The sequence below is a fragment of the Proteobacteria bacterium CG1_02_64_396 genome (genome assembly GCA_001872725.1).
GTDB lineage: Bacteria > Pseudomonadota > MNWR01 > CG1-02-64-396 > CG1-02-64-396 > CG1-02-64-396.
Genome location: MNWR01000107.1, coordinates 1 through 11,083, shown reverse-complemented (window position 1 = coordinate 11,083; position 11,083 = coordinate 1). Strand labels below are relative to the sequence as shown.

At 64.6% G+C, this 11,083-nt stretch carries 6 protein-coding genes, 1 tRNA gene and 1 pseudogene; 5 read left to right on the top strand and 3 right to left on the bottom strand.

The window, feature by feature from the left end; translation table 11 throughout:
- Nucleotides 1-17: 17 nt before the first annotated feature.
- Together AUJ55_13050 and AUJ55_13045 are read left to right on the top strand one after the other, a co-directional pair.
- Nucleotides 18-845, top strand: coding sequence for a hypothetical protein (locus tag AUJ55_13050; GenBank protein ID OIO53801.1), 828 nt, complete (start codon nucleotides 18-20; stop codon nucleotides 843-845).
- Nucleotides 845-1,399, top strand: a complete 555-nt coding sequence (locus AUJ55_13045; protein OIO53800.1) for a hypothetical protein — start codon at nucleotides 845-847, stop codon at nucleotides 1,397-1,399. The genes AUJ55_13050 and AUJ55_13045 overlap by 1 nt, the downstream gene beginning before the upstream one ends.
- A gap of 558 nt (nucleotides 1,400-1,957) precedes the next feature.
- Here the strand turns inward: AUJ55_13045 and AUJ55_13040 are convergent.
- On the bottom strand, nucleotides 1,958-4,723 hold the full coding sequence (locus tag AUJ55_13040; protein ID OIO53799.1) for a hypothetical protein: 2,766 nt from the start codon (nucleotides 4,721-4,723) through the stop codon (nucleotides 1,958-1,960).
- Nucleotides 4,724-5,035: 312 nt separating this feature from the next.
- Here AUJ55_13040 and AUJ55_13035 point away from each other — a divergent pair, with 312 nt between their 5' ends.
- Both AUJ55_13035 and AUJ55_13030 read left to right on the top strand, forming a co-directional pair.
- Nucleotides 5,036-5,995, top strand: coding sequence for a hypothetical protein (locus tag AUJ55_13035; protein OIO53798.1), 960 nt, complete (start codon nucleotides 5,036-5,038; stop codon nucleotides 5,993-5,995).
- 690 nt (nucleotides 5,996-6,685) lie between these two features.
- A tRNA-Arg gene (locus AUJ55_13030) sits at nucleotides 6,686-6,762 on the top strand.
- Nucleotides 6,763-6,822: 60 nt separating this feature from the next.
- Here AUJ55_13030 and AUJ55_13025 read toward each other — a convergent pair.
- Nucleotides 6,823-7,857, bottom strand: a complete 1,035-nt coding sequence (locus AUJ55_13025; GenBank protein ID OIO53797.1) for a two-component system response regulator — start codon at nucleotides 7,855-7,857, stop codon at nucleotides 6,823-6,825.
- A 13-nt stretch (nucleotides 7,858-7,870) separates the two neighbouring features.
- On the bottom strand, nucleotides 7,871-10,840 hold the full coding sequence (locus AUJ55_13020; protein OIO53796.1) for a hypothetical protein: 2,970 nt from the start codon (nucleotides 10,838-10,840) through the stop codon (nucleotides 7,871-7,873).
- Between the two features lie 64 nt (nucleotides 10,841-10,904).
- On the opposite strand from AUJ55_13020, the pseudogene AUJ55_13015 reads away from it, so the two are divergent.
- Nucleotides 10,905-11,083, top strand: a pseudogene (locus AUJ55_13015) (transposase).

Sequence of the window (11,083 nt, the reverse complement as noted above, 5' to 3'; positions counted from 1 at the left end):
GGGGGTGGCCGGCGGGGGTGGAGGAGGTGCTTTGCGACGCCCTCGACAGCAACATGACGATGGCGGCGGCCCAAGGGGTGCAGGTGGTGGTCAACGCCCTGAACCCCCTCTACACCGCCTGGGAAACCGAGGCGCTCCCCCTGGCCGAGCAGGGAATCGCGGTGGCAAGCGCCGCAGGGGCGGTGCTGCTCTACCCCGGCAACGTCTACAACTTTGGTCCCGAACTGCCCGAGATGTTGGACGAAACGACCTCTTTTGCCGACGACGGCGCCAACACCGCCAAGGGGCGAATTCGGGTCGCCATCGAGCGTCGCCTGCAGGAGGCGGCTCAGCAGGGGCTGGTCAGTGCGACGATCCGGGCGGGCGATTTCTTCGGCGGGGCGGGTCGAGGGAGCTGGTTCGATCTGGCGATCGTCAAGGATTTGGCCAAGGGCAAGGTGGTCTATCCCGGCCCGCTGAACCGGGTGCATGCTTGGGCCTATTTGCCTGATTTAGCCGAAACTTTCGTGGGGGTCGCCGAGGCGCGGGAGCGGTTGAGTGGGGCGAGTCGGCTCCATTTTCCCGGCTATGGGGTCACCGGCGAGGAGCTACTCCTGGGGATCGAGGGGGTGGTGGGCCGCCGCGTGAGGCGGGGGGGGATGCCCTGGGGTTTGATGCGGCTGGCGACCCCCTTTGCCCCTATGCTCCGGGCGATTTTTGAAATGCGCTATTTATGGCAGCGTCCGCACCAGCTGGAGGGTCGAAGGCTGGACGGGTTGCTCGCAGAGGTGCCGCACACCCCCTTGCGGGAGGCGCTGCGGGGGGCGTTGCAAGCGTTGGATCTGCTGCCGGAGAGGGGGCGTTGATGCTGCGGTTTTGGGATCGTCTGGCCGTTTGGCCCGTTATTGCCGCGTTGCTGCTGGGCGCGGCGGGGATCGACCTCTATTTCAACCAGTCGCATCTGCCCGGCAGTGTCGCAGCGGTGGAAGCCCAGAGCCACCCTGCCACCGAGCTGCTCGACACCCGCTGGCACTACGACGCGCAAGAGGTTAGGACGGCGCTCGATGCCTACGGGGTGGCGGGGCGCGCCGCCTACCGGCAGTTTCAATGCCTCGATTTCGTCTTCATGGCGCTCTACGGGGCTGGGCTTGCGTTGCTGCTGCGCCGTCTGACCGTCGGGCGGTGGCGCTGGTTGGCGCTGCTGCCTTTGGCGGTCGCCCTAGCCGACCTGAGCGAAAACCTGATGTTGGCCCCCCTGCTGGGCGAGGGGGCGGTGTTTGCGCCGGGGTTGGCTGCGGCGGCGGGGTGGGTGACGACGGTGAAGTGGGGGTTGGCGGTTGCCGCCTTGGTGGGGGTTTTGGGGGCGACGGTGAGGTTGGGGTGGATTTGGGTCGTTTCGCGGAGGCACCTCCGAGACTGACGCGGTGGAGGTAGGGGGTCGCGGGTTGCCCGTCAGATCGAGGTGAGGAGGCCCCTCCCACAAGCGGATCGATACCGGTGAAGTCTTGATGCATCACTGCGGCCTGTGGGAGGCGACTTCTGTCGCCGAAGCGAAGCTGGGTTGCTGCGGTCGAGCCCAGGTTGGGGCGGCGGTGGTCGGTGTTGCTCTTTGGAGAGGCGTGCTCCGGCGTGGCCGTTTTCCTTCAACCAACGAAAGGCGGACGCGACGGAGCGCGTCCCTCCAGGGGGCACATGGTGGGGGCAGGGGTGTGGGACCAGCGTTGCCTCTTTATTCGCGGACAGAAGTCCACCCCCACAGGCTTCGGCGGGTCGTTTGAGCCCCAATGAACCGAGTTGCCGGTTCAATCGCGCCGAGGGCGGCGCTCCTACAACCCCCCCCTTCGCCTATGGGAGGCGACTTCTGTCGCCGAAGCGAAGCTGAAGCGCACCATCTAAAGAACCGGTTGGGACAACCACTCCATGGGGTGGTGAGGAGGCGTGCCCCATCCCACCCTTCGCCTTGGCCCCCACCTCGTCCTTAAAAAATCTGTCCCATCCTCAAGTAGTACTCGGTTATTGCAGCCGGCCCCCGCAACCCCCGCGCCACCCCCAGGTGAAAGGTGGTCGGCACCCAGTAGGCCAGGGTCGAGGTCAGTCCCAGTTCCAGCGCCACCCCCGTCCCCTTTTGCCCCAAATCCCCCTGCAAATGGTCGACCGCCACGCTGCCAAAGAGCTGCCCAGCCGCAATCGGCCAGGTCGATTTGCCCCATTGGGTGTTGGCCAGGGGTAGGCGCCATTCGGCGCGGCTTACAAAAAAGCGATTCACCAAGAAGGTGTTGCGGGGGTAGCCGCGCAGCGGTTGCTGATCGCCCAAAAAGGCCGAGGGGGTGGTGACGGTTAAAGGGGTGGCCAGCGCCGCCACGGCGCTTTGCGCCCCCCCGAAACCGATTCGCCCTGGACGACCCTGAACATCGCTGCCCATCAGCTGCACCCCAAAGACCCCCCAGGGGTGGCCACCGGGGGCTGCGTCCAGACGCAAAAAGCCCCGCCCCTCGGCGGTCAGCCGGGTGCCGGTATCCAGCGGTCCCAACCATCCCACGGTGCGCTCGGCGAACAGTCGGAGGTACCCCCCCCGCGCCGGATAGGGGTCGCTCAAGAACTGGCGGCGGCTGTCGAGGGCCAGCCCCGCCGCCAGGTAGCGATTCCATCCCTCCCAGGAATTTTTACTCCCTCGAAAACCGGCCAACCCGTACAGGGTCCAGTCGTCCCAGGCGATGGGGAGGGCGGCCGAGATGCCGTGAGCCGCGAAATCGAACTGGCGCTGGGTTTCAAGCGAAATCGTCGGCCACCAGCGGTCGATGATGCCGGTCAGATACCAGAGCAGCCGTGGCTTACGTCGGCCGTCCAAGCCGTAGCCGAGCAGGCTGGCGGCGTAGCTGTACTCCATAGCGGCGTCATTGCCAGCGGTCTGCGCCCCCAGCCCCCAGCCGTCCAGATTGGAGTAGGCGAGGTTGGGCAGCCACCAGGTGGGGGTCAGCGATTCCCAGGGGGTGTAGGGGCGTACCAGGCTTTCGTAGTCGGGTTTGGGGGGCGGCTCGATGTGGGTGGCGATGGGGCTGGGCGCCTCGTCGACTTCGGGCAGCCGAGGCAGGGTGGCGATGGGGGCGGTGCGTACCGACCAGCCGTGGGGGGTCAGCTCGCCCCAGGCCAAGGTTTGCCCGTCGGGAGAGGGGGAGGGGAAGGCGGCGGCGCCGATCACCCCGGTGTGGCGGATCCGGTCGCTACCATCGGGCAGAATCGAATCGATCTGCGGCTGTCCGGAGCGCTCGGAAATCCAGTAAATCCGCCCCCCCACCGCATCAAAAGCGGGCATGCCGTCCCCCGCCTCGTCTTGGGTCAGGGGGAAGAAGGCGGCGCGGTGGGGATCGTAGATCGCCAAATCCCAAGGGCCCCCCGCCGGATAGTGGGCCAGGGCGATTCGCCCGTCCGGCAACGGCACCGGATGGCGGAAGTACTCCCCCAGACAGCCCGAAACCACGATGCCCCAACTGCCGTCGGGTTTGCGGGCGACCAAATCGTGCCGCTCGGGGTGGTGGCGCACCCCCACCACGGCGCCGAATCCCGCCCCCAAATCGGCGACATGCTCGCCTGCCTGCCAGGTTTCGAGCCCGTCCGGGTCGAGGGTCATGGGGGTGTCGAACTGGTGGAAGGTGTCGACATGGTGCAGGTCGGCGGTCCAGATCAGGTCGCCGTCGGCCGAGATGCGTACCGGGGCATTCAGGCGGGCCAAGCGCTGCCAATCCCCCGCACGCCAGCGTACTACCTCGGGGTTCCAATGGCCGTCGTAGATCGAGGCGGTCACCTCCCCTTGGAACCAGGTCAGCCCCGACAACCTTTGATCGCTGCGCTGTCCCAGAACCGTGGTGTTGGGGGGCTCGACCGGATCGGGCAGCGCTTTGACCTGCTCGGTCAGCCGCCCCTGCCAGTCGCGCCAAAGGGTGGCGACATCTTTGCCGGTGGCCGCCTCGGCGGCGTGGTTGATGCGAAACGGGATGAGCTGGCCCGAAAAAATGCGGTGCCAGAACTGCACCGTCCCCGGCGCTTGTTGGTCCACATCGAGCCAGAAGTCGACCCCATAGCGGTACCAATCGTCGCCCCAGGGGTAGTCGGGTGGCGCTTCGTTGAGGGTGTGCAAGGGGCGTAGCGCCCCGTCGCGGGCCGCAATCCGCATCAGAGCTTGGTAGGTGGGGTCGTAGCCGCGACCATCGCCGTCGCGCATTACGGTCTCCATCCAGGTGGCGTACCCCTCCAACATCCAGCGGGGTTGCAGCTGATTGGGGAAAAGCAGCGGCATCCGTCCAAACGCACTCCGCAGCCCAGCGACCTCCTCCTCGGCCCGGTCGAGGTGGAGCACATGGGCGAATTCGTGGATGAAGACGTGTTCGAGCCAGTCGGTGTGGCGATTGGTTTGGGGCTTGAGGTACAGGACGATGCGGGGGTACGGAATCACCGAGGTGTAGCCGTTGACCAGATCGAGGTGGTCGGTCAAAACGATGTGGGTGACCGCCGTGGGGGCGGTCTGGGCCTTGGCGACCATGGGGTCGAAGTAGCGCTCGGCGATGTCGGCCAATTGGCTGGCCGCCAGGGTTAACCGGTCGGGGGCATGGATGCGAAAGTGGGGGGTAACCACCGTCCAGCGCTCCTCGCCGGGGGGGAATTCCGCGGCCGCCTGGGCGGCAATAGGGGCCATGAAGGCGCAGCACAGGGTGAATAGGGCGACGAGACGGAACCTCGTATGGGTCATACAGTCTTCTCCACAGTCCTTGAAGTCCCCGTTGAATCGGGGGTTTTGTGGTATCTTATCCGGCACCGGCGGTTTGTCGCGTCAGAGACCGGGCGATTTTTGAACCACTTAAAGAAGCGCTGATTAAAGGCCTCCTGCCCTTTTTTAGTGGCGTTTCGCAAAAACCACGAGTAGTCGCCATGAGGCGACGTGGTTTTTGTTGCGTGCGCAAAACCAGTCACTGACGTTCCCGATTTTGGCGACCCCTTCATGGGTCGCGCGGAAGCGCCGAGTCCATCGGCGCTTCCCTAGATCTTAAGAGGTCGAGGCTCGATGCAACCTAGCAAGAAATTCCTTGTGGCACTGACCGTGGTGGTGTTTCTGACTGTTCAGGCGGGCGAGGCGCTTGCCAAATTGGGCCGGGGCGGCTCCATGGGCTATCGGGGCGGTCAATCGACCATGGCGGTGAAACCGCAACAAAGTCCCCAGGCGCTGCCGATGAGTCCCCAAACCGCAGCTCCCAAACCGGGCGCAACGCAGGGTGCCCCCGGCGCCAAGGCGGGGATGCTGGGTGGCGGCATGATGGGGATGCTGGGTGGGCTGGCCCTGGGGGGCATGCTCGGCGCGCTGCTTTTCGGCGGCGCCTTCGAGGGGATCAACCTGTTCGACATCGTCATCTTCGGCCTGATCGCTTTCATCCTTTTCCGCCTGTTCCGCGCCAAGCTGCCCCAGCCGCTGTCGGCCCCCGCCGGTGGACGGGATCGTCACGAGATGCGCGGCTGGCTCCCCGAGCATCAAACTTCCCCCGAGCAGTGGGGCGCCCCGATGCAAAACGGCGCCCCCATCGACCCCTGGAGCGAGATGCGGGCTTTGATGCCCGAGTTCAACGAGCACACCTTCCTCAGTGGGGCTAAGGCCGCCTTCGGCCATCTGCAACAGGCCTATTCCGAAGGGGATACCCCCGAGCTGGTGCGGCTGCTTCACCCCCGTCTGCTCGAAGAGATTCAGTCCGAGATCGACGATCTGCGCGATCGCGGATTGAAGAATTTGATCGAGGTGGTACAGCTCGACGCGGTGCCGGTCCAGGCGTGGTGCGAGGGGGACGAGGCCTTCGTGACGGTTCGTTTTTCGGGGCTGCTGCGCGACGAAATCCGCGACAGCCAAGGGCGCCGCATCGAAGGCTCCAGCGATCCCCACACCTTCGCCGAACATTGGACCTTCATGCGTGGTGCGCACGAGACCGGCCCGGTGTGGCGGTTGTCGGCGATCCAGCAAGAGGGAACTCACCACTAATAATGTAAGGGTGTGTTGGCGGATGCCGCACACCCCCCCCGCAACTTGTGGGGGCGATCCCGGTCGGTAGTGCTCTTTGGAGGGCCACGCTCTGTCGTGGCCCTCTTTTTTTTGTGGGAAGGATGGTAGACGCGATGCAGGGCGTCCCTCCAGGGGGCACCTCAGAAGGGCGGGGGTTGGGGCGGATGGGTTGCCTCTTCATTCGCGGACAGAAGTCCGCTCCCACCAAACCAAACCAAACCAACCAGCTCCGGCGACCCCCTTGGCCTGTGGGAGGCGACATCTGTCGCCGAAGCGAAGCCGGGTTGATTCGGTCGAGCCCAAGTTTGGGGAGCGTGGGCGGTGTTGCTCTTTGGAGGGCCACGCTCTGTCGTGGCCGCTTTTTGTGTGTGGGAAGGAGGGTTCGACGCAGCGCGTCCCCCCAGGGGGTACCTCAGAAGGGCAGGGGGTTGGGGAACCAGCGCTGCCTCTTCATTCGCGGACAGAAGTCCGCTCCCACCAAACCAAACCAACCAGCTCCGGCGACCCCCCCTTGGCTTGTGGGAGGCGACCTCTGTCGCCGAAGCGAAGCCGGGTTGTTTCAGAACGGGGAATGATTGGGGCCGCTCGAACCGGGCAGCCTTGACGCTGCCCCCCCCGCTCCGTAATGTTCGCGCCCTCCCTAAACGGGGGTGGCTCAAACCACCTTTCGCGCGGTTAGCTCAGCTGGATAGAGCGTTGGCCTCCGAAGCCAAAGGTCAGAGGTTCGAATCCTCTACCGCGCACCAAACAAAAAAGCCCGGCATCGTCAGATGCCGGGCTTTTTTGTTTGGTGCGTTCGAACAACCTCAGGCGTGGTACTCCGGCACGTGGAACCCCTGCCCCCGAAACAGACGCAGGGCGCTATCGACCACTACGGGATCGAACAGGACTCCCCGTTGCTGCTCGATCTCTTGGAGCGCGAACTCGATCCCCAGGCTGGCCCGGTAGGGACGGAACGAGGCCATGGCGTCGATCACGTCGGCCACCGCCAAAATCCGGGCTTCGAGCAGAATATCCCCCCCCGCAAGCCCCTGTGGATAACCAGAACCGTCGAGCCGTTCGTGGTGCTGCAAAACGATCCGGGCGACCGGCCAGGGGAAGTCGATTCCTTTGAGAATGTCGTGGCCGGCCTGGGGGTGCTCCTTAATCAGGTCGTATTCGATGGGGCTCAGGCGGCCCGGCTTGGTCAGGATCTCGGCAGGGATCTTAATTTTGCCCACGTCGTGCACGCTTCCCGCCAGATGCAGCCCCTCGGCCAACTCCTCGGAGAGCCCCATCTCTTGGGCGATGGCGACCGCGATGGTCGCCACCCGGCGCTGATGTCCGGCGGTGTAGGGGTCGCGCATCTCGACGGTGGCGGCGATGGCGGTGATCGATTCGAACAGGCTGTCTTTGAGCTTGGCCTGGCTGGCCCGGAGCGACTCGGTGCGCTCCTCGACCATCTCTTCAAGGTGCTGGCGCAGTCGCCGCAATTCCAGGTGGTTGCGCACCCGGGCCAGCAGCTCTTCGCGTTGGAACGGCTTGGTGACGTAATCGACCGCCCCCAGTTCGAACCCTTTGAGTTTCTCTGCGGTGTCGGTCAGGGCGCTGACGAAGATGATCGGGATGTCTCGGGTGCGTGGGTCGGCTTTGAGCTGTCGGCAGACCTCGAAGCCATCCATGTTGGGCATGCTGGCGTCGAGCAGAATCAGATCGGGCGGCTGCAACTGGGCCGCGTGCAGCGCCAGCGCCCCGTCGATGGCCGAACGGACCTCGAAACTTTCACCGTGAAGAATGTCGGTCAACAACTTCAAAGAGGCCGGGGTGTCGTCCACGGCGAGGATCAGGCCTTGCGGGGTCATGGGTTTCCTGGGTTCAAGGGTGGTGCGGCGGGTGGTGCGGCTCCCCCGCCAGCGCGTTCAAGATGCTGGGATAATCGAAGCCATCGGCCAAACGGGCAAGGTTTTGGCCCAAATCGGGGTCGAGGGTGGCGACCTGGGCAATCGCGGTGTGGATCGCCACGCTGTCGAGCCGCTCCAGCGCCCGGCGCAGTTGCTCACGTAGCGCCTCGGGGAGCCCCGCCAGCATGTCCGGGGTCGGCGCCACAACGGGGGGGGTATTGAGGGACTCCGCCTCGCGGTAGCGGTACGCGATGTTCAACTGTTGAGCCAGGGCGTCGTAGATCTCGTTGAAGCGGTAGGGTTTGCCCACCAGGCCGTCCATCTGCGCCGCCAGGATCTCGGGTTGTTGTTCTTTGAACACCGAGGCGGTGACCGCCACGATCTTGACCCGATCCCCCCCCGGCAAGGCGCGGATGCGCCGGGTCGCCTCGACCCCGTCCATCACCGGCATGCGCCGATCCATCCAGATCAGATCGGGGTGCCAGCTTTTGAACCATTCGACGCATTGCGCCCCGTCCTCGGCGATTTTGGTTTCGAGCCCGATGCGGTTCATCAGATGGGCCAGCAGCAGCTGGTTGTCGCGCTGATCCTCGGCAATCAGGATGCGCAAGGGGGGCTGGCCGGGGGCTAGGCCGATCACCTCGCCCCGCGCCATTTGATTGATGATCTGACGGCTGCCCTCGCCGGTCGCCTCCAACGGCAATTGGGCCTTGAAGCACGCCCCCTGCCCCGGCGTGCTGGTCACGGCGATGCGCCCCCCCATCAACTGCACGAATTGCCGGGTGATGCTCAGCCCCAAGCCGGTGCCGCTGCCCGGGAGTTCCTCTCCCAACTGCACGAAGGGTTCGAACAATCGGGGCTGGTCCTCTGAGGCGATGCCTGGGCCGGTGTCCTCCACCTCGATGGTCAGGTATTGGTGGGCGTTGTTCTCCACCCCCAGCCGAATGGTCACCCCCCCACGATCGGTGAACTTCACCGCGTTGCCGACCAGATTCACCAGAATCTGCCGCAGCCGCGCCTCGTCCCCCTTGATGTGACGGGGGAATTGCGACGACTGATCGAGCACCAGGGTGAGCCCCTTTTCTTGGGCGCGCAGCCGCATCAGCTCGACGACCTCGCGCACCATCGCCCCCAAATCGAAGGGAGCGACCTCCAGTTGCAGCTTGCCCGATTCGATCTTGGCGATCTCCAGGACCGCGTTGATGAGCTCCAACAGGTGCTCGCCGCTGCGGTTGATGATGTCGAGGTTTTCCCGCAGCTCGGGGGGGACCTCTTGCCCCTGCTGCATCAAGCGGGAAAACCCGAGGATGGCGTTGAGGGGGGTGCGCAGTTCGTGGCTCATGTTGGCCAAAAACAGACTTTTGGCCTTGCTCGCCGCCTGGGCCGCATCCCGGGCCAGCAACAGCTCGGCGGTGCGCTGCTGCACCGTCTGTTCAAGGTGGTCCTTGTAGCTACGTAGCTGCGCTTCGACCTGCCGCCGTTCGTCGAGCAGTTGGATGCGGTCCAGGGTGACCGCGATGTGGCTGGCCATGGCGGTGAGGTATTCCCGCTCGGGGGGGGTGAGGATGTGCAACCCCTCGTCCCCCACGCTGCCGGTGCTGATCGTGCCCAGGTGTTGCTCGGAGAGAAAAATCGGGACGTTGATCAGGGTGCGCAGTTGCAGGGCGTTCACGATGGCTTTGTTGGTGCGCGGGTCGCAGCGGGCGTCGTCGACCACCACGATGTCGCAGGATTGGGCGATCTCCTCCAACAAAGGGTCTCCCGCGATGGGCAGGGTGGCACTGACCGCTTGGATCCCCTTTTCGATGGCGCCGCCGAAGGTCAGCGCCTGAAAGGTGGTGCCATCGTCGCTGAGCAGGTAGATCGCCAAAAAATGGAAGTCGAGGATGGTGGCGACCTCCTCCTGGGCCGCTTTCAAAACCTGACCGTAGTTTTGGGATTGTTCGAGGCTGCGCGACAGCCGCAGCAGCGATTGGGAATAACGCTCCCTTTGGCGCAGCGCCGCCTCGGACCGCCGGTTTTCGGCCCGGATTCGTAGGGCGCGGATGCCGAAGGCCAAATCGCCGACCAGCTCTTCCATCAGGCGCAGTTCGCTGTCGGTGATGGCGTTTTTGCGTTCGGAATAGATGAGCAGGGCGCCGAAGGGTTGGCCGTCGTCCCCCTTGAGCGGCAGCGCGAGTCCGGAGTGGTAACCGTGGGTCAACGCCGCCTCCCGCCAGGGGGTCATCAAGCGGTCGACCTCGAAATCTTGCACGCAAATGGTTTCGCCGCTGCGGATGGTCCTACCGGCTGGGCCCTGGCCGTGGGGCAGGTCGGCCGACCAACTGAGTTTGGCGTTTTCGATGTAGTCGCTGCCGAACCCCGCCCAGGCCACGGGGCGGATGGTTTTGTCCGGATCGTGTTCGGCGTACCCCACCCAAGCCAGGGTATAACCGGCCTTGTCGCAGATGATGGTGCAAATGTCGGTGAGCAGAGTGATTTCATCCTCACCTCGCATCAACGCCAGATTGCAGTCGCTCAAGGCGCGCAGCTCCCGATTCAGCCGCTTGAGCTCCTCCTCGTTGTGTTTGCGCCCCGTGATGTCGCGGACCAGCGCCAGGTTGAAGCTGCGGCCGTCGTATTCGATGAAGTTGGCGCCGATCTCCACCGGAAAGATCCCCCCCTCCTTGGTTTTGTGCCGCCCTTCGAGCAACAAAGCACCTTGGGATTTCAGCGTTTTCCAGTGTTCGGACCAACGGTCCGCAGGCCAGTCGGGATCGACATCTTTTACCCCCATGCCGAGCAGCTCGTCGCGGCTGTAGCCCAGGACGCGGCAGGCCTCCTCGTTGACGTAGTGGAAGCGGGCCTGCTCGTCGATCAAGAAGGCCGCCTCACGCACGTTGTTCAGGGCGAAACTCAGCAGGGCGAGCCGCTGCTCGGCCCGTTTGCGTGAAGTGGACCCCAAAAACTGGACAGTAGGTTTTGTTAAGACCGAGGGGGCATGATTGGCGAGAGCGAGGAGCCAAGCGATGCCCGGAAAACACAAACGACACAGTGCGCAGTTCAAGGCGAAGGTGGCGCTGGAGGCCCTGAAGGGGGTCAAAACCACAAGCGAGTTGGCCAGTGAACACCAAATCCACCCGGCGCAGATCAGCCAGTGGAAGAAGGTGGCCATGGAGGGGCTGTCGACCCTTTTTGAGCGTCCAGG